Origin of the sequence: Glycomyces lechevalierae, assembly GCF_027622945.1 — a bacterium.
Lineage (GTDB): Bacteria > Actinomycetota > Actinomycetes > Mycobacteriales > Micromonosporaceae > Glycomyces > Glycomyces rutgersensis.
This window is the reverse complement of the sequence record NZ_JAPZVQ010000002.1, coordinates 448,012-465,576: the sequence shown is the minus strand read 5'-3', so window position 1 is coordinate 465,576 and position 17,565 is coordinate 448,012. Positions and strand designations below refer to the sequence as shown.

The following is a 17,565-nucleotide window of genomic DNA, read 5'->3' as shown; positions in this document are numbered from 1 at the left end:
TTTCAGGAGTGACAGTGGCTGCAATTGAAGACATCCGGGCAAGGGAGATCCTCGACTCCCGCGGCAACCCCACCGTCGAAGTGGAGATCCTGCTCGACGACGACACGCTGCAGCGGGCTGCCGTCCCGTCCGGCGCCTCGACCGGCGCCTTCGAAGCCATCGAGCTGCGCGACGGCGACAAGGGCCGCTACCTCGGCAAGGGCGTCGAGAAGGCCGTCGACAACGTCAACGGCCCGATCCGCGAGGCCCTGATCGACATCGAGGCCTCCGAGCAGCGCCTCGTCGACCAGGCCCTCCTCGACGCCGACGGCACCCCGGACAAGTCCAACCTCGGCGCGAACGCGATCCTCGGCGCCTCCCTGGCCGCGGCCAAGGCCGCCGCCGACTCCGCCGAGCTGCCGCTCTACCGCTACATCGGCGGCCCGAACGCGCACCTGCTCCCGGTGCCGATGATGAACATCCTCAACGGCGGCTCCCACGCGGACTCGAACGTCGACGTGCAGGAGTTCATGATCGCCCCGATCGGCGCCCCCACCTTCAAGGAGGCCCTGCGCTGGGGCGCGGAGACCTACCACGCGCTCAAGTCGGTCCTCAAGGAGCGCGGGCTCTCCACCGGCCTCGGCGACGAGGGCGGCTTCGCCCCGAACCTCGAGTCCAACCGCGCCGCGCTCGACCTGATCGCGGTCGCGGTCGAGAAGGCCGGCTACAAGCTGGGCACCGACATCGCCTTCGCGATGGACGTGGCCGCCACCGAGTTCTTCACCGACGGCGCCTACCTCTTCGAGGGCCAGAAGAAGTCCGGCGAGGAGATGAGCGCCTACTACGAGGAGCTCATCGGCGCCTACCCGTTCGTGTCCATCGAGGACCCCCTTTCCGAGGACGACTGGGCCGGCTGGTCCGCGCTCACCGCCAAGGTCGGGGACCGCCTGCAGATCGTCGGCGACGACCTGTTCGTGACGAACCCGGAGCGCATCCGCCGCGGCATCGACGAGAAGGCCGCCAACGGCCTCCTCGTCAAGGTGAACCAGATCGGCACGCTCACCGAGACCACCGACGCCGTCGAGATGGCCCACCGCGCGGGCTTCGGCTGCATGATGAGCCACCGCTCCGGTGAGACCGAGGACACCACGATCGCCGACCTGGCCGTCGCGATGTCCTGCGGCCAGATCAAGACCGGCGCCCCGGCCCGCTCGGACCGCGTCGCCAAGTACAACCAGCTGCTCCGCATCGAGGAAGACCTCGGCGACGCCGCCCGCTACGCCGGCGCCTCCGCCTTCCCCAAGTTCGGCAAGTAGAACGATAGGGCGGCCGACCTGAAGGCAGGCTGAAGCCACCTGAAGGGAAGCTGAAGCCGCCGTTCCGGGAACGGAACCGCAACGAGCGCAGACGAAGGCGCCCGACCCCGCAACGGGTCGGGCGCCTTCGTGCTCCCGGGAACTCCACAGCCCCGCCCGCACCGGGCGAAGCCGTCCCGACCCGGGCCGATCGACTAGGCTGGGCCCGTGAACGCGAGCCGCCGACCCAGCCACCCGGGAGGACGATCCACCGGTCCCGGCCGCACCCGTGCCGCCCGCCGCCCCGCCCCCGGGACGGGCCGCGCCGAGGTCAAACGGGTCCGGTACCGCCCCGCCCGCAAAGTCTCCCGCCGCGCCGCGATCCTCGCGCTCGTCCTCTCCGCGCTGGCCCTCGCCTACGCCTACCCCCTGCGCACCTACGTCGAGCAGCGCATCGAGATCAACCGGCTCGAGGCCGAGCAGTCCGCCCAGTCCGAGCACATCGAGGAGCTCGAGGCCGAGCGCGTCAAGTGGGACGACCCCGAGTACGTCAAGGCCCAGATCCGCTCCAGCCTCCTCCTCGTACCCCCCGGCGAGGACCTCGTCATCGTCATCGACGAGGACGACCCCAAGCACACCGGTGGCGCAGACGACGAAACGGACGAGGACCGGCCCTGGTACGACGAGCTGGCCGATACCTTTGCAGACGCCGACCGGGTCGACCCAGACGAGACAGAGGAACCAGCAGAGTGAAGGCCGTGCCACCGCAGGACGCACCGAAGCCGATGAAGGGCGCTGCGCTGTGAAGCCCGCCGAGTGGCCCCAGCAGCCCGAGCCCGTCTCGGAGGCCGACGCCGCCGCCGTGCGCAAGCAGCTCGGCCGCCCGATCCGCGGCGCGCACGCCGTCGCCTGGCGCTGCCCCTGCGGCCAGCCCGCCGTGATCGAGACCGAGCCGCGCCTGCCCGACGGCACGCCCTTCCCGACCACGTACTACCTGACCTGCCCGAAGGCCGCCTCGGCCATCGGCCGCCTCGAAGGCGGCGGGGTCATGAAGGACATGAACGAACGCCTCGGCGCCGACCCCGAACTGGCCGCGCAGCACCGCCGCGCCCACGAGGACTACCTCGCCCGCCGCGCCCGGCTCGGCGAGGTCCCCGAGATCGACGGCATCTCCGCCGGCGGCCTCCCCGACCGCGTCAAGTGCCTGCACGCCCTCGTCGGCCACTCGCTCGCCGCCGGACCCGGCGTCAGCCCCATGGGGGACGAGGCCATCGAAATGCTCCCCGAATGGTGGGCCCGCAGCAGCTGCGCCCAGGAGCACCCCGAAGCCCAGGAGGCATCCGAATGACCCGCCGCGTGGCCGGCATCGACTGCGGCACCAACTCGATCCGCCTCCTCATCGCCGACATCGACGACGACGGCCGCCTCCACGACATCGTGCGCCGCATGGAGGTCGTGCGCCTCGGCGAAGGCGTCGACCGGACCGGCCGCCTCTCCGACGCCGCCCTCGAACGCACCCGCGCCGCGCTGGCCGACTACACCGCCCAGATCCGCGAGCACGGGGTCGAGGCCGTGCGCATGGTCGCGACCTCCGCGAGCCGCGACGCCGAGAACGCCGCCGACTTCAAGTCGATGGTCGAGTCCGTGCTCGGCCAGGACCCCGAGGTCATCTCCGGCGACGAAGAGGCCCGCCTCTCGTTCACCGGCGCGGTCGCCACCCTCCCTGTCCATGATGGACAGCGCCTGCTCATCGACATCGGCGGCGGCTCCACGGAGTTCGTGCGCGGCACCGGTGCCGAAGTGGCCGCGGCGATCTCGGTGAACGTCGGCTGCGTCCGCATGACCGAGCGCCACCTCCGCTCCGACCCGCCGCACGCGGACGAGATCGCCGAGGCCGTCACCGACATCACCGGCATCGCCGACGGCGCGCTCGCCGTGGCCGACGCCGACCGCGAGGCGACCGAGCTCGTCGCCGTGGCCGGCACCGCGACGACGATCGCCGCGATCGCCTTGGGACTCAAGGCCTACGACCCGGAGGCCATCGACGGCACGCGCCTCTCCTACGCAGAGGTCGTGCAGGTGACCGCCGACCTCGCCGCCGCGAACCACGAAGAGCGCCTTGCCATCCCGGTCATGCACCCGGGCCGGGCCGACGTCATCGTCGGCGGCGCGCTCGTGCTCCGCACCATCATGGAACGCAGCGGCATCGCCTCCGTGCTCATCTCCGAGCACGACATCCTCGACGGCATCGCCCTGTCCGCGTAGACGAAACGACGAAGAAGGGCGGCCCCGCAACAACGGGGCCGCCCTTTTCCGTTCGCGCTTAAGCGTTCTGGAGGTCCTTCACCGGCTGCTTCGCCGAAGCCCGCCACAGCTCGGCCGCGAGCCACAGGGACGCCAGCGCCACCAGCACGCCCCAGGCGATCCGGCCGCTCTGCGGCAGGAAGTACTGCGGGAGCATCGTCACCAGCAGGACCGCGAGCGGCACCGCGCTCCACTTGTTCAGGGTGCCCGAGCGCCACACGGCGATGGCCGCGAACACCGCGCCGATCGCGATGAGCGCCAAGCCGATCGCGAAGACGGTCATGGCGGTGGGGTCGTACCGGAACGCGTTGCCGACCTCGGTCATGGTCGCGTCGCCGTCCTCGACCGCGCGCTGGCCGATCGCCTTGAGGCCGTAGACCTCCGCGCCGTAGTACGAGATGGTCAGGCCCGAGCCGATGTAGCCGATGGTCGCGGCCAGGAAGGCGGTCTTCTCGTTGCGGGTGCCCTCGAGGTAGCCGCGGAGGGCGCCGTAGCCGAGGGGGACGAGGATGAGGGCCACGATCGCGGAGACGTGCGCGATCGTCCATCCGGCGGTCGTCCAGGACTCAGCGCCTTCGAGGGTGGTCTGGTCGAGGCGCGGGGCGGCGGCCTCGTAGATCGCGAAGAGGATGCCGGCGAGGGCGAAGGCCAAGGCGCCCATGCGGGCTCGGGGGTCGGTCTGGGGGACGGACATCTGCTGCTCCTAGGGGGTTCACCGCAGGTTCACTGCTCATATTCGAGAGCGCCGCTCTCGGTTCAGAGCAATGATTGCATACTCGCCTCAGTAATGCAAGAGCGGTGCTCTCGTTTCGGTACACTGTCCCCATGAACGCGCCGAGACCCGCCAGAGTCAAGACCGCCCGAGAGCGTGCCCGCGCCGAGCTCACCGCCGAGATCCTCGCCGCAGCCCGCCGTCAACTCCGGGAGAGCGGCGCCGGCGACCTGTCCCTGCGCTCGGTCGCGCGCGAGCTCGGGATGGCCTCATCGGCCGTCTACCGCTACTTCGCCTCTCGCGACGAACTCCTCACGGCCCTGATCGTCCAGGCCTACACCGAGATCGGGGAGGCCGCCGAACACGCCGACCGGCCCGGGAACGCCCCGGGGGAGCGCTGGCTCGCCGTCTGGCGCGCCGTGCGCGACTGGTCCGTCGCCAACCGCCACGAGTACGCGCTCATCTTCGGCACGCCGATCCCCGGCTACATCGCCCCGCACATCACCATCGAAGTCGCCGGGCGCATGCCGCTCACCCTCGCGCGCATCGCCGCCGACGCCAGGCGCGCCGGGGCCCTCGCGCCCCCGCCGGGCCCGGTCTGCCCGCCCGAGGCGATCACCCCGGAGATGCTGGTGCTCTTGGAAGGCGACGAGTTCACGCCGGACGAGACCGCCCGGCTCATCCTCGCCTGGAACCGCCTCGTCGGCATCATCGGCTACGAGCTGCACGGCCACCTGGCGAACGTCACGGCCGACGACGCCCTCTTCTTCGACCACACCGCCCGCACCGAAGGCGCCCACCTCGGGCTCGCCTTCGACTGAAGCCCTTCCGGGGGAAGGGAAGCCGTTCAGCCCCTGAGGGCCAGTGCCACCACGATCGCCGCGATCACCAGGACCACCCCGGCGGCCGCGACCACCCAGGGCCAGCGGCGGGGCTGCCGGTGCTCGGCCACATCGCCCACGACCACGGTCACGTTGTCCGGGCCGCCGCCTTCGAGCGCGAGCCGCACGAGCTCGTCCGCGGCCGCCTGGGGGTCGGCGAAGTCGCGGAGGACGTTCTCGATGACGGCGTCGTCGACGACGTCGCTGAGCCCGTCCGAGCACAGCATGTACCGGTCGCCGATGAGCGCGGGCCGCGTCTCGAAGTGCGCGGGGGCGGGGTTGGCCTGGAGCACGCGGGTGACCACCGACTTGTACGGGTGGTCCTGCGCCTCGGCGGGGGTGATGGCGCCTTCGTCGACGAGGTGCTGCACGTACGAGTCGTCCACGGTCACCTGCACGAAGTCCTCGCCGCGCACCTGGTACGCCCGCGAGTCTCCGATATGGACGATATCGACCGCGTTGTCGCCCAGCCAGAGTCCCGTGAGGGTCGTCGCCATGCCCTCGGACTCGGGGTTCTCGGCGACGGCCGCGCGGATGCGGTCGCGGGCGGCCTCGACCACCGCGCCCAGCTCGGCGCTGGCCTCGACGGGGGAGCGGCGGGCGAGCCGTGTCACCTCGGCGATGGTCACGCCGCTGGCGACCTCGCCGGCGGCCGCGCCGCCCACGCCGTCGGCCACGGCGAGGAGCCGCCGCGACGCGAGGTGGGAGTCCTCATTCAGGTCGCGGACTTTGCCCACGTCGGTCGCGGCGCCGTAGCGCCAACGCAATTCGGTCACAGGCGATCACCACTGATTCCGCACCGGGATTCGGCTGTCTGTTCAAAGCTTGGCCGTTCGAGGGACATGGGCGCAAGTGTAGTGTCCCGGCACTCTCCGCTGCCGACCGTTGATCCCGGTGCGCCCGGCCTGGTCCGCCCTGATCTGTATCCCCCGTTCGTGCCACCCTGCGACTCCGGCGCTGAGCTGCGAGGACGCCCCCTTTACAGTGGATTGAGCCCGCTTCGCCAGCCCCCTAGGAGCACCCATGCAGACGGTTCTGGCCGACCGGTACGTCCTGGAGCACGAGATCGCGCGCGGCGCCGTGGGCGTCGTGTGGCGGGCCCTGGACCAGGTCACCGGCGAGATCGTGGCCGTGAAGGTCCTCCGTCCGGAGCTGCGCGACGAGACCGAGATCTTCGAGAGCTTCCGCGCCGAGGCGGACATCCTGCGCACGATCGACCACCCGGGCGTGGTCGCGGTCAAGGACTTCATCGTCACGATCGAGGTGTGCGCCGTGGTGCTCGAGTTCCTGCCGGGACTCGACCTGCGTGAGCATCTGCGTGTGCACGGCCCGCTCTCGGCCGCTGAGGCCGCGCGCCGCTGCGCGAGCGCCGCGGAGACCCTGGCCGCCGTCCACCGCGCCGGCTACCGGCACGGGGACGTCAAGCCCGGCAACCTGATGCTGGCGGGCACGGACGGCCTGAAGTTCATCGACTTCGGCATCGCCCGCGCGGCCGCGTCCAAGACCGCGCCCTCGCACGGCACCCCCGAGTACATCGCCCCGGAGGTCGCCTCGGGCGACTCGGCGAGCCCCGGCGTGGACAACTACGCGCTCGGCCTCGTCCTGTACGAGGCGCTCACCGCGCACAGCGCCTACCGCGGCGGCTCGATCACCGATGTCGTGGAGCGCCACCTGACGCAGATCCCGGTGAAGCCGGCCGCTGTGGACGCCGAGCTGTGGCGGATCGTCGAGATGCTCCTCTCGCTCGACCCGCGCGCCCGCGGGGACCTCGACGCGGTCGCCGCCGATCTGCGCCGCCTCGCCCCGCGCCTGTCGAACCAGGCGACCGCGCCGATCGCCCCCAAGCTGAAGGAGCGGGACGCGACCGCCACCTTCAAGTACGACCCGGTGACCCCGCACGCGCCCGAGATCGAGCGGGCCGCGCTCGGCGCGATGCTCACCGCGCCCGAGCCCGGCGCCGCAGGAGACGACCGAGGCGCCGTGTACGGCAAGGACTCCGAGAAGCTGGGCCGCGGCTGGGTCGTCGGCCTCGCCGCCGCGGCATGCTTCGTCGTGATCGCGGCCGTCTGGGCCTTTTGGGTGGTCGCCCGCCCGGATCTTCCGGATGATGATGATATGGCCGATCCGTCCGAAAGCGTCAGCGAGTCCGCGCCGGTCGAGACCTCCGCCGAGCCAACGGAATCGGGCGCCGAGACGAGCGCGACCCCGAGTGAGGAGACCACCACTCCTCAAGGGCCGGACGCCGATAGCGAATCGCCTGACCAAGAATCGGATGAAATGTCCGAATCGGAAGGCCCGGGCGATGATTCCACTGAGGGCGGTTCGGACGACGACTCGCCCGGCTCGGATCTCATCGGATCCCCGATGCCCCGCAACTGAAAGCGATCACGACAGTCGATAATGATCCGTGACCGCCGGGCGACGCCGAGTCATCGCAACCCATGGGGGCGATCGGGATCACACGATTGGAATTCTCGAAACAGGCGTTGCAATCCAGTGGACGCCTCAGACCGTTTCGCAAGGCTTGCAGCGCAATCCGTGAACCCATCCAATCAAGTATCGGTAACGGTCTATCGACACATTGGAGCTGTCCACTTGTCATGAGGGCATCCACATGGCATCCTGTCGGGCATGGCAGGAAAAGAACTCAACGCAACCTCAGCAGCATTGCTGGGCTTGCTGCACGAAGGACCGATGACCGGCGGACAACTCATGGCCGAGGCGACCCGTCGCCTCGGTCCGTACTGGACCATGACGCGTTCCCAGGTCTACCGCGAACTCCCCGCCCTCGCCGAAGGCGGCCTCGTTCGAGTCGGGAAGCCGGGCCCCCGCGCCTCGGTGCCCTACACGATCAGCGCCAACGGCAAGCGGGCGTTCACCCGCTGGCTCAATGAGCCGGCCCGAATCGGCCAGCTGCGCGACCCCGTCGCACTGCGCACGGCCTTCCTCGACTACCTCTCCAAGGACACCGCCGAGGAGATGTTCGCCGACGCGACCGAGCAGCACCAGGAGGCCTTGGCAGAGGCCCGCGCCGCTGCGAAGGACTACGCGGACGAGGACCCGAACGCGGCGATCGCGATGGAGTTCGCGATCGGCTACCACCGCTCGGCCCTCAGCTGGCTGAAGAAGCGATAGGACGCGCACGGCGATCGCTTGCGGAGCCGTGCATTAGCAGAGCCGGGCCCTGACCCGGGGAACGACGATCAAGCACGGAACGGGACGCGGCCCTAGCGGGGGCTCGCGTCCCGTTTCGTATGAGCCCGAATACAGGCGTAGTCTGATCTGTTGTGACCAGTGTCGATGTTTCCTCCGATCTCCGTGACCTGAAGGCGACGCTCAGCAGCGTCGAGGCCGTCCTCGACCTGCCCGCGCTGCGGCGCGAGCTGGCCGAACTCGAAGCCGCCGCGGCCGACCCCGGCCTGTGGGACGACACCGTCCAGGCGCAGAAGATCACCTCGCGCCTGTCCTACGTCCAGGCCGAGCTCAAGAAGCTCGCCTCGCTCCACGAGCGCATGGACGACGTCGCGATCATGTTCGAGCTCGCCGACGACGAGCACGACCCGGGCGCGGCCGCCGAGGCCGCCGCCGAGCTCGAGTCGATCCGCAAGGCTGTGGACGAGCTCGAGGTGCGCACGCTCCTCTCCGGCGAGTACGACGAGCGCGACTGCGTCGTGACCGTCCGCTCGGGCGCCGGCGGCGCCGACGCCTGCGACTTCGCCGAGCAGCTCATGCGCATGTACCTGCGGTGGTCCGAGGCGCACAGCTTCGGCACCGAGGTCTACGACATCTCCTACGCCGAAGAGGCCGGGATCCGCTCCGCCACCTTCGCCGTGAACGGCCCGTACGCCTACGGGCACCTCTCGGTCGAGCAGGGCACGCACCGCGTGGTGCGCATCAGCAAATACGACAACCAGGGCCGCCGCCAGACCGGCTTCGCGGCCGTCGAGGTCGTCCCGGCGCTGGAGCAGACCGACGAGATCGAGGACATCCCCGAGGACGAGATCCGCGTGGACGTCTACCGCTCCTCGGGCCCCGGCGGGCAGGGCGTCAACACGACCGACTCGGCCGTGCGCCTGACCCACCTTCCCACGGGCATCGTCGTCTCCTGCCAGAACGAGCGCTCGCAGCTGCAGAACAAGGCGACCGCGATGGGCGTCCTCAAGGCCAAGCTCCTCCAGCGCAAGCGCGACGAGGAGCGGGCGAAGGTCGACGAGCTGCGCGGCTCGGCCACGGCCTCGTGGGGCGACCAGATGCGCTCGTACGTGGAGCACCCGTACCAGATGGTCAAGGACCTGCGCACCGGCTTCGAGACGGCCGACGTCAAGGGCGTCTACGACGGCAACATCGACGGCTTCCTGGAGGCCGGCATCCGCTGGCGCAAGAGCGGCGAGAAGGCCGAATAGGGCTGTGCCGGACCGCGGGCGCCGAAGGGCGGATAAAGCGGTCGGGGTGTCCGCATGGGACCGTTCCGTGGCCGCCTCGTGACGCTCCGCCGAGCGTTCATGGGCCGCCTGACCATGCGGGCTTCCCCCGTTCGGCTGAAATCACGTCGTAACCCCCGCACGGCCGTGACATATGAGGCTGAAACTGCGAAATATGCCACGCTTGTACTGGAGCCGCCCGACCGGCCCCGCGGTTCGGCGGTTAGACTCCGCCTCGTGATTCAGCTTGAGGGTGTAACCAAGCACTACCCCCGGTCGAACCGCCCCTCGGTGGAGGACGTGAACGTCTTCATCGACAAGGGAGAGTTCGTCTTCTTCATCGGTCCGACCGGTGCGGGGAAGTCCACGATGATCAAGCTCCTGCTGCGTGAAGAGGTTCCGGACAAGGGCAAGATCACCGTCGGGGACACCGACGTGACGAGGCTCCGCCGGTGGAAGGTCCCCGCCTACCGGCGCAGCATCGGCTGCGTGTTCCAGGACTTCCGGCTGCTGCCGAACCGCACGGCCGCCGAGAACGTGGCGTTCGCGCTCGAGGTCATCGGCAAACCGCGCTCGGTCGCCCGCCGGGTCGTCCCCGAGGTCCTCGAACTCGTGGGCCTCGGCGGCAAGGAGCACCGCTACCCGCACGAGCTCTCCGGCGGCGAGCAGCAGCGCGTCGCGGTCGCCCGCGCCTTCGTCAACCGGCCGCTGCTGCTGCTGGCCGACGAGCCCACCGGTAACCTCGACCCCGACACCTCGATCGAGATCATGCGCCTGCTCGACCGGATCAGCCGCACGGGCACCACCATCCTGATGGTCACGCACGACTCCAACATCGTGAACCAGATGCGCCGTCGCGTCATCGAGATCGAGAACGGCCAGATCGTCCGCGACCAGGCTCGCGGCGTCTACGGCTAAGCGGAAGGCAGATTCAGAGCACATGCGCGCGAAGTACGTGATGTCCGAGGTCTTCCTCGGACTGTGGCGCAACATCTCCATGACCGTCGCCATGATCATCACCATGGCCGTCTCGCTGACGATGCTCGGCGCCGGCCTGCTGCTGTACGGCCAGGTCGACAGGATCGAGGAGTTCTACCAGACGAACCTCGAGGTGGTCATCTACCTGAAGAAGGACATCGATCAGGCCACCACGGACCAGATCGAGACCGAGATCAAGGACAACGACCTCGTCGCCGAGTACGACTACGAGTCGAAGGAAGAGGCCTACAAGCGCTTCGAGGAGACCTTCGAGGACACTCCCGACCTGGTGAAGTCCGTCGACGCCGAGGCCCTGCCGCCCGCGTTCCGCGTCAAGATGGTCGACATCGCCGACGCGAAGGAGTTCATCAGCCAGTTCGAGGGCCGCGAGGGCGTCTTCCAGGTCACCAACCAGCGCGAGATCCTGCAGCAGGTCTTCGACATCCTCGGCGGGGCCCAGCGCCTCACCCTGATCGTCGCCCTCGTGCAGGGCGTGGCCGCGCTCATGCTGGTGGCCAACACGATCCAGGTCGCCGCGTACTCGCGGCGCCGCGAGGTCGCGATCATGAAGCTCGTGGGCGCGCCGAACTGGTTCGTCCAGGCGCCGTTCGTGCTCGAGGCGGTCTTCGCCGGCGTGATCGGCTCGGTCTTCGCCTTCGGCACGCTCATCGCCGCGAAGTACCTGGTCATCGACGGCCAGTTCGAGGACCTGTTCAAGCTCATGCCGCCGATCCCGATGCAGGCGATCCTGATCCTGCTCCCGATCCTGGTCGGCGTCTCGGCGGTGATCAGCGCGATCACGGCCTGGATCACCTTGCGCTTCAACATCAAGGTCTGACCTCGACCAACCTTCGGGGCATATGCCCCGAATACCCTGAACGTCCGTCGCAGATGGACTAAATTCGGGGCCTATGAGGCGAATCGGATGGCTGCTCGCGGCCCTGCTCTTGGCAGGGACCGCGAGCAGTCCCGCTTTCGGGGTGTCCCAGTCCGACCTCGACGAGGTGGAGCGCGAGAAGGCCCAGATGGCCGCGCAGCTCGAGGACGCCTCGGACGAGGTGCGCGCGGCGGGCCAGGTGCTCGCCGAGACCCGGGCCGAACTGCCCGGCGCCGAGCACGCCGTCGACGTCGCCCAGGGCCGGGTCGCCGCGGCCGAGGCCCAAGCGGCCCAAGCCCAGCGCGAGGCCGACGCGGCCCGCGACGCGCTCGCCGACGCCGAAGCCGAGTACGAGGCCGCGCGCGCGGCCGTCGAAGAGGCCCGCGACTCCCGCGCCGACCTGTTCGCCGCCACGGCCCGCGGGGCCGAACTGCTCACCGTCGACGCCGTCATCGCCTCCGGCGACCCCCAGACCGCCGTCGACGGCCTCACGTATCTCGAGTACATGATGGAGGGCAAGAACCAGGCGGTCGAAGAGATCACCCTCGCCCGGCGCACGGCCGCCAACGCCGAGAACTCCGCGTCCGCCGCCCGGACCGAGGCCGAGGACGCCGAAGCCGCCGCGGACGAGGCGCTCGGCGCCGCCGAGGTCCGCTACGGCGAGGCCGAGGCCGCCCGCCAGGCCGTGCAGCAGCTGGTGGGCGAGCGTGAGTCGGCCCTCGCGGTCGCCGAGGACGCCAGAGACGACGCCCAGTCCGAGTACGACGACCTCGAGGCCGAGTCCGAGCGACTGGCCGAGCAGCTGCGCCAGGCGGCCCAGCGGGAGCAGCAGAAGGACGACGACGACAACGACTCCGGCGGCGGGTCCTCCGGCGGCGGTGGCGGCGGGTTCGTCGTGCCGGTCGACGGCTGGAAGTCCTCCGACTTCGGCTGGCGGCGCCACCCGATCTACGGCACCATGCGCCTCCACGGCGGCACCGACTTCGCGGCCGGCACCGGCGCGACCATCCACGCGGCCGACTCCGGCACCGTCGTCTACGCCGGCTGGAGCTCGGGCTACGGGCAGTTGACGTGCATCAGCCACGGCGGCGGCCTCTCGACCTGCTATGCGCACCAGTCGGAGATCTGGGTGCACGACGGCGAGCACGTCGACCGCGACGAGCGCATCGGCGCGGTCGGCAGCACCGGGGACAGCACGGGCCCGCACCTGCACTTCGAGGTCCGCGTCCGCGGTGAACGCGTCAACCCCATCGGCTACTTGCCGAGCTGTCTATGCCGGTAGCGAATCGGTGCCCACGGCGCCCGCCTGCGAAGCCGTAAATCAGAGTCGCCAGACACTTGTTCGATCGTTAAGCTTGCTGCGTGTCCAAGAAGCAGCAGGAGAAGGTCAAGCACTCGGGTCCCGAGCGCTCGGTGGTGACCACCAATCGCAAGGCCCGGCACGACTACGAGATCCTGGACACCTACGAGGCCGGGATGGTCCTGTCGGGGACCGAGGTCAAGGCCCTGCGCCAGGGCCGGGGGAACATCGTCGACGCGTACGCCGAGATCCACAACGGCGAGGCGCGCGTCCACAACTTCCACATCCCGGAGTACGACTACGGGACGTGGACCAACCACCCGCCCCGGCGCATCCGCAAGCTCCTGCTGCACCGCGGCGAGATCGCGAAGCTCGCGAACCGGCTCGACGAGGCCGGCCTGACGCTGGTCCCGCTCTCGGTGTACTTCCTCAACGGGTACGCCAAAATGGAGCTCGGGCTCGCCCGGGGCCGCAAGAACTACGACAAGCGCCAGGCCATCGCCAAGCGCGAGTCCGACCGCGAGATCGAGCGGGCCATGGGCCGCGCCGCCAAGCGCGGCGGCAAGTGACCGGGGGAATATCGGTTCGACGCGCGTCGTTGGACTGGGTTAGAATTCCCAAGCACAACTGAACAGGGTGAAACACTCACTCACCAAGTCTCGGGGCTGATCGGTTTCGACTCCGTATGTTGAGGTGAGGGAAGCGGGTCGAGGAAGCCAACGCTGTCTCGTAAACCAACGTTGGAAACCAATAAGTGCCAACGCAAAACGCACTGACTTCGCTCTCGCTGCCTAAGCGACTGTGAAGTTGCCGCTCCAGAGGCGCATCCGCTCTGGGTTCGCGGCATCATTTAAGGATGCTGGGCCGAGGTCTTGATCGCTGGGACCGAAGGCCGAGATTCTCGGCGATTAGAGCCCGTCACACCGTCTCGTCCGCGTGATCGGTGGGGCTCGAGAAAAGGCACAGCGGACTGCACCCGGAGAAGTCTCACAGATGCAGCGGAGGACCAGGGTTCGATTCCCTGCAGCTCCACGGCCATACGGGCCGGGCCCGGACGCGAAGGCGTCCGGGCCCGGCCCGGGTTTTTTGGGGGGGCGGGTTGTTGGGGGGGGCGGGGCCCCCCCCCCCCCGCCCCCCCCCCCCCCGGGGCCCCCCCCCCCCCCGCGGGCCCCCGCCCCCGGCCCGCTTTTTTGTGGGCGCCGTTTTGTGCTCTGCTGGTGTGCACTCCGCCGCGGCCGATTTCGACGACCGGCCTGGGTGTTATGTCCGTAAGATCACAATATGCACACTCTGTTGTCGGTCCTGCATGTCCTGCTGGCCGTCGTGTTCGTCGGCCCGGCCATGCTGATGCCGTGGCTGGGGGAGCGGGCGCTGCGGGAGCGGGACGGCGACCGGGTGCACCGGGCCGGGCGGCGCTGCATGGCCTTCAACGCGCTCACGCTGGTGGCCGCGCTGTTCGGGGTGCTGACGATGATGACGAGCGAGCGGTACTCGTTCGCCGACCCCTGGGTCATCATCGCCTCGACCCTCTACGTCGTGGCGGTGGTCAACGGCGCGGCCGTGATCCCGGGGGTGCTCGCGCGCATCGGCAAGGAGCTCCTGGACACGCACGGCACCATGGACGGCGAACTGCTGGAGCAGCACCGGGGGCGGCTGCTGGCGCTCTCGGGGCTCAACCTCGTCTTCTACGGCGTGGTCGTGGTCCTCATGGCCTGGCGGCCGGGGGCGTAGCTAGTTCATGGCGGGGTCGGCGGGGAACTGCGCGACTGCGGAGAGCATGCCGCCCTGGCGCTTCCACACCATGGCCCACAGCTCCTCGGGGTTCGTCGAGAAGGGGTCCGCGGGCAGGGCGTCGAAGACCATCCACGCGCCTGCGTCGATCTCGTCCTCGAGCTGCCCGGGCGCCCAGCCGGCGTAGCCGGTGAAGACCCGCATGCCCTCCAGGAGCGGCGCGACCTCGTCCGGGTCGCGGGCGAGGTCGAGCGTGCCCAGGCGTCCGAGCACGGGCCGGAACGCGTCGTTGAAGGGCGCGTCCGCCTTGCGCCAGCCGAGCCCGATCGCCGCGTCAGGCTGCACCGGGCCGCCCTCGAAGAGGACGGCGGGGTGCCCCGCCAGGTCCGCCCACTGGTCGAGGTAGTGCACGACCTTCCGCTCGGTCGCACGGTTGAGGACCACGCCGAGCACCCCGTCGGACTCGTGCCCGACGCCGATGACGACCGTGCGGTCGAAGTTGGGGTCCTGCAGCGTGGGGGTGGCGACGAGGAGACTCCCGACGAACGACTTGGTGCGCGCCGGCGTTGTTTCACGACTGACCATGGGTCACCTCCGTTCTGCGCCCGCCTCCGCGAATACGTCCCAGACTCGGGTTCGCCCCGGTTCTCCCGGCACGGTAACCCGCGGGGGCGCGCTTGCAGCAAGGTTCCCGCACTTTCCGAGGAAATACACCGTGGTGTCGGGAGCCCGACAGTTGTTTCCTCACGGAGGGTGCGCGGAACCCGACCATAGGGTGTCGAGACGGCGACGGACGGGGTCGAAACGGTCCCAAGTGGAGAAAACGGCCCCAGGGGTTCCCTGGGGCCGTAGTGAAGCAGTGTTCCTGAAGCGCTAACCGGAGTCCGGAGAAGAGGTCGTCCTCGGGCAGCAGCGTCTCGATGTGCGACTCGACGAGTTCGTAATCCTCGGTGGGCCAAGCCTTCTGCTGGATCTCGCGCGGCACGGCGAACCAGAACCCGTCCGGGTCGACCTGGGTCGCGTGGGCCTTCAGGGCCTCGTCGCGGATGTCGAAGTACTCGGCGCACTCGATCCGCGTCGTCACGCGCTCGCTCTTGTCGCGGGTCCAGTCGCCCGCGTCCATCCACTCCCGGTACGGCGACTCGAGGCCGGCCTCGAGCATCGCGTAGTGCAGAGCCTCGATGCGCGCCTTGCCGAACGAGTGGTTGTAGTAGAGCTTGAGCGGCTGCCACGGCTCGCCCAGGCCCTGGTACTTCTCGGGGTCGCCGGCGGCGGCGAAGGCCGCGACGGACACCTCGTGGGTCTTCACGTGGTCGGGGTGCGGGTAGCCGCCCTCTTCGTCGTACGTGGTGACCACGTGCGGCTTGAACGAGCGCATGACCTCCACGAGCGGCGCGGCGGCCTCCTCGGTGGGCACGAGGTAGAACGCGTCCTCGGGCAGCTCGGTGCCGGAGTCGGGGAGCCAGCCGTCCGGGAGCCCGGAGTCGATGAAGCCCAGCCAGTGCTGCTCGACGCCCAGGATCTCGCGGGCCCGCGCCATCTCCTCGTTGCGGATGCGCGGCAGGTTCTCCTGCACCTCGGGCCGGTCCATCTTCGGGTTGAGCACGTCCCCGCGCTCACCGCCGGTGCACGTGACGACGAGGACCTCGATGCCCTCGCGCACGTAGCGCGCCATCATGCCGGCGCCCTTGCTCGACTCGTCGTCGGGGTGGGCGTGCACGCACATGAGGCGCAGCTTGCTCTGGTTCGTCACGTCGGTCAACCTCACTGGCGGGTGCTTCTAGTGGTAAGGCTCGGCGCACTGGAACCGACTCGCGCACTGCGGTAGTTGTCGGCTCTGGCATTCTGTGCAACGATACTCGATAATCATTACTTCCCGGTTTTCCAGCCCCGCTGGAAAGCGCGGGCTCGCAGCGGTGAAACCGCTGATCGCGAAGGAAAGCGACGCAATGACTGAGATGCAGACCACGGATGGGCGTGTGCCGACCGTGCCTTCTGCAACCGCGGCCGGCGTGACCTTTCCCGACGGTCGCTACGGTCGGCGCCGCGAAGCCAGGCGCCGCCGCCCCGCGGTGACCGCGGCCCTCACGGTCGGCGTCGTCCTCGCGGGACTCTTCGCCGCTTGGCGCCTCTCGGAACTGTACGGGCAGAACGAGGTCTCCGAGCGACTGCTCGGCTTCGACGACTCCGTCCCGGGTCAGGTCACCGTCGAGTTCGAGGTCTACAAGCCGGCCGGCGAGGGCGCCACGTGCGCCGTCAGGTCCCGCGACCTCGCGGGCGCCGAGATCGGGTACGCCGAGGTCGCGATCGCGGCGGACGATGCCACCCATGTGGTGATGTCGTACCCCCTCGCAGTGGAGGGCGTGCCCAACACCGGCGAGGTCCTGAGGTGTTGGCAGGCGGACTGACTCACGACTTTCGGCCCGTCGCACCGCGTTTCGGTCGGCGGGCCTTTCGCTATCCGGGGTCGTTTCACCCGGGGCGCGGGGACGTTCGCAACAGAGCGTGACCTCGCAGTACGGATCGCACTATTCGGAGGATATGGATCACATGGCTACCGACGCTAACCAGGGCACTTGGCTCACGCAAGAGGCCTACGACCGCCTCAAGGGCGAACTGGACGAGCTCATCGCGAACCGTCCCGCCATGGCCGCCGAGATCAACGCGCGCCGCGAGGAGGGCGACCTCAAGGAGAACGGCGGCTACCACGCCGCCCGCGACGAGCAGGGAAAGCAGGAGGGCCGCATCCGCCAGCTCGAGGACCTGCTGCGCAACGCGAAGGTGGGCGAGGCGAAGGACAGCGACGAGATCCAGATCGGCACCGTCGTGACCATCGCCTTCGACGGCGACCCCGACGACACCGAGAAGTTCCTCCTCGGCTCGCGCGAGATCGCGGCCACGACCGACCTCACGGTCTACAGCCCCGACTCCGCGCTGGGTTCGGCCATCCTCGGCCACAAGGTCGGCGACACCGTCGCCTACAAGACCCCCAGGGACACCGAGATCTCGGTCAAGATCATCGACGCCGAGAAGTTCTTGGGCTGATCTGGCCGTGACCGGCTGATACGCAGCGAAACGCCGCGGGCC

Annotated in this window: 18 protein-coding genes, 1 other RNA gene and 1 pseudogene; 16 read left to right on the top strand and 4 right to left on the bottom strand. The window is 69.5% G+C overall.

The genetic code is table 11. From position 1 onward, the window contains the following. Window positions 1-14: 14 nt before the first annotated feature. The 4 genes from eno (at window position 15) to O2L01_RS05800 (ending at window position 3,539) form a co-directional block, all read left to right on the top strand. The gene (gene eno, locus O2L01_RS05815) at window positions 15-1,295 is read left to right on the top strand and encodes a phosphopyruvate hydratase (protein WP_270120950.1); all 1,281 of its coding nucleotides are present in this window, start codon (window positions 15-17) and stop codon (window positions 1,293-1,295) included. Window positions 1,296-1,502: 207 nt separating this feature from the next. Further along, complete coding sequence (locus tag O2L01_RS05810; RefSeq protein WP_270120949.1) at window positions 1,503-2,027, top strand: FtsB family cell division protein; 525 nt, start codon at window positions 1,503-1,505, stop codon at window positions 2,025-2,027. Between the two features lie 49 nt (window positions 2,028-2,076). Further along, window positions 2,077-2,622, top strand: a complete 546-nt coding sequence (locus O2L01_RS05805; RefSeq protein WP_270120948.1) for a DUF501 domain-containing protein — start codon at window positions 2,077-2,079, stop codon at window positions 2,620-2,622. Then, window positions 2,619-3,539, top strand: coding sequence for a Ppx/GppA phosphatase family protein (locus O2L01_RS05800; protein WP_270120947.1), 921 nt, complete (start codon window positions 2,619-2,621; stop codon window positions 3,537-3,539). The genes O2L01_RS05805 and O2L01_RS05800 overlap by 4 nt, the downstream gene beginning before the upstream one ends. Window positions 3,540-3,597: 58 nt before the next feature. Here the strand turns inward: O2L01_RS05800 and O2L01_RS05795 are convergent, their stop codons facing one another. Further along, a complete protein-coding gene (locus O2L01_RS05795) occupies window positions 3,598-4,272 on the bottom strand; it encodes a hypothetical protein (protein WP_270120946.1) in 675 nt (224 codons plus the stop codon). A 131-nt stretch (window positions 4,273-4,403) separates the two neighbouring features. Here O2L01_RS05795 and O2L01_RS05790 point away from each other — a divergent pair, with 131 nt between their 5' ends. Continuing rightward, window positions 4,404-5,111: a TetR/AcrR family transcriptional regulator gene (locus tag O2L01_RS05790; RefSeq protein ID WP_270120945.1), complete on the top strand. Its 708-nt coding sequence runs from the start codon at window positions 4,404-4,406 to the stop codon at window positions 5,109-5,111. 26 nt (window positions 5,112-5,137) lie between these two features. Here O2L01_RS05790 and O2L01_RS05785 read toward each other — a convergent pair whose 3' ends face one another. Then, window positions 5,138-5,947, bottom strand: a complete 810-nt coding sequence (locus O2L01_RS05785; RefSeq protein ID WP_270120944.1) for a PP2C family protein-serine/threonine phosphatase — start codon at window positions 5,945-5,947, stop codon at window positions 5,138-5,140. A gap of 247 nt (window positions 5,948-6,194) precedes the next feature. Here O2L01_RS05785 and O2L01_RS05780 point away from each other — a divergent pair, with 247 nt between their 5' ends. The 9 genes from O2L01_RS05780 to O2L01_RS05740 all read left to right on the top strand — a co-directional run bounded on the left by O2L01_RS05780 (window position 6,195) and on the right by O2L01_RS05740 (window position 14,478). Further along, window positions 6,195-7,550: a serine/threonine-protein kinase gene (locus O2L01_RS05780; protein WP_270120943.1), complete on the top strand. Its 1,356-nt coding sequence runs from the start codon at window positions 6,195-6,197 to the stop codon at window positions 7,548-7,550. 252 nt (window positions 7,551-7,802) lie between these two features. Beyond that, window positions 7,803-8,306, top strand: a complete 504-nt coding sequence (locus O2L01_RS05775) for a PadR family transcriptional regulator (RefSeq protein ID WP_030155315.1) — start codon at window positions 7,803-7,805, stop codon at window positions 8,304-8,306. A 152-nt stretch (window positions 8,307-8,458) separates the two neighbouring features. Further along, window positions 8,459-9,574, top strand: a complete 1,116-nt coding sequence (prfB, locus tag O2L01_RS05770) for a peptide chain release factor 2 (RefSeq protein ID WP_270120941.1) — start codon at window positions 8,459-8,461, stop codon at window positions 9,572-9,574. 255 nt (window positions 9,575-9,829) lie between these two features. Then, window positions 9,830-10,510, top strand: a complete 681-nt coding sequence (ftsE, locus tag O2L01_RS05765; RefSeq protein ID WP_205326604.1) for a cell division ATP-binding protein FtsE — start codon at window positions 9,830-9,832, stop codon at window positions 10,508-10,510. A 22-nt stretch (window positions 10,511-10,532) separates the two neighbouring features. Continuing rightward, on the top strand, window positions 10,533-11,408 hold the full coding sequence (ftsX, locus tag O2L01_RS05760; RefSeq protein ID WP_270120940.1) for a permease-like cell division protein FtsX: 876 nt from the start codon (window positions 10,533-10,535) through the stop codon (window positions 11,406-11,408). Window positions 11,409-11,481: 73 nt separating this feature from the next. Then, a complete protein-coding gene (locus tag O2L01_RS05755; RefSeq protein WP_270120939.1) occupies window positions 11,482-12,729 on the top strand; it encodes a M23 family metallopeptidase in 1,248 nt (415 codons plus the stop codon). Window positions 12,730-12,809: 80 nt separating this feature from the next. Further along, the gene (gene smpB, locus O2L01_RS05750; RefSeq protein WP_270120937.1) at window positions 12,810-13,316 is read left to right on the top strand and encodes an SsrA-binding protein SmpB; all 507 of its coding nucleotides are present in this window, start codon (window positions 12,810-12,812) and stop codon (window positions 13,314-13,316) included. 92 nt (window positions 13,317-13,408) lie between these two features. Continuing rightward, window positions 13,409-13,782, top strand: a transfer-messenger RNA (tmRNA) gene (gene ssrA, locus O2L01_RS05745). A 246-nt stretch (window positions 13,783-14,028) separates the two neighbouring features. Beyond that, window positions 14,029-14,478, top strand: coding sequence for a DUF2269 family protein (locus O2L01_RS05740; RefSeq protein WP_270120936.1), 450 nt, complete (start codon window positions 14,029-14,031; stop codon window positions 14,476-14,478). Here O2L01_RS05740 and O2L01_RS05735 read toward each other — a convergent pair whose 3' ends face one another. Together O2L01_RS05735 and mca are read right to left on the bottom strand one after the other, a co-directional pair. Next, entirely contained in the window at window positions 14,479-15,063 is a 585-nt protein-coding gene (locus O2L01_RS05735) for a YqgE/AlgH family protein (RefSeq protein WP_270120935.1), read from the bottom strand. A gap of 292 nt (window positions 15,064-15,355) precedes the next feature. Next, a pseudogene (gene mca / locus O2L01_RS05730) lies at window positions 15,356-16,204 on the bottom strand (mycothiol conjugate amidase Mca); the annotation flags it as partial. A gap of 223 nt (window positions 16,205-16,427) precedes the next feature. Here mca and O2L01_RS05725 point away from each other — a divergent pair. Together O2L01_RS05725 and greA are read left to right on the top strand one after the other, a co-directional pair. Further along, window positions 16,428-16,886, top strand: coding sequence for a DUF4307 domain-containing protein (locus O2L01_RS05725; protein ID WP_270120932.1), 459 nt, complete (start codon window positions 16,428-16,430; stop codon window positions 16,884-16,886). Window positions 16,887-17,028: 142 nt separating this feature from the next. Next, complete coding sequence (gene greA, locus O2L01_RS05720; RefSeq protein WP_270120931.1) at window positions 17,029-17,523, top strand: transcription elongation factor GreA; 495 nt, start codon at window positions 17,029-17,031, stop codon at window positions 17,521-17,523. Window positions 17,524-17,565 lie beyond the last annotated feature (42 nt).

Excerpts from the sequence above, each read along its gene's own strand:
- O2L01_RS05800 (WP_270120947.1), top strand. The coding sequence starts at position 2,619 with ATGACCCGCCGCGTGGCCGGCATCGACTGCGGCACCAACTCGATCCGC.
- O2L01_RS05795 (WP_270120946.1), bottom strand. The coding sequence starts at position 4,272 with ATGTCCGTCCCCCAGACCGACCCCCGAGCCCGCATGGGCGCCTTGGCC.
- O2L01_RS05790 (WP_270120945.1), top strand. The coding sequence starts at position 4,404 with ATGAACGCGCCGAGACCCGCCAGAGTCAAGACCGCCCGAGAGCGTGCC.
- O2L01_RS05780 (WP_270120943.1), top strand. The coding sequence starts at position 6,195 with ATGCAGACGGTTCTGGCCGACCGGTACGTCCTGGAGCACGAGATCGCG.
- O2L01_RS05775 (WP_030155315.1), top strand. The coding sequence starts at position 7,803 with ATGGCAGGAAAAGAACTCAACGCAACCTCAGCAGCATTGCTGGGCTTG.
- ftsX (WP_270120940.1), top strand. The coding sequence starts at position 10,533 with ATGCGCGCGAAGTACGTGATGTCCGAGGTCTTCCTCGGACTGTGGCGC.
- O2L01_RS05755 (WP_270120939.1), top strand. The coding sequence starts at position 11,482 with ATGAGGCGAATCGGATGGCTGCTCGCGGCCCTGCTCTTGGCAGGGACC.
- O2L01_RS05740 (WP_270120936.1), top strand. The coding sequence starts at position 14,029 with ATGCACACTCTGTTGTCGGTCCTGCATGTCCTGCTGGCCGTCGTGTTC.
- O2L01_RS05735 (WP_270120935.1), bottom strand. The coding sequence starts at position 15,063 with ATGGTCAGTCGTGAAACAACGCCGGCGCGCACCAAGTCGTTCGTCGGG.
- O2L01_RS05725 (WP_270120932.1), top strand. The coding sequence starts at position 16,428 with ATGACTGAGATGCAGACCACGGATGGGCGTGTGCCGACCGTGCCTTCT.
- greA (WP_270120931.1), top strand. The coding sequence starts at position 17,029 with ATGGCTACCGACGCTAACCAGGGCACTTGGCTCACGCAAGAGGCCTAC.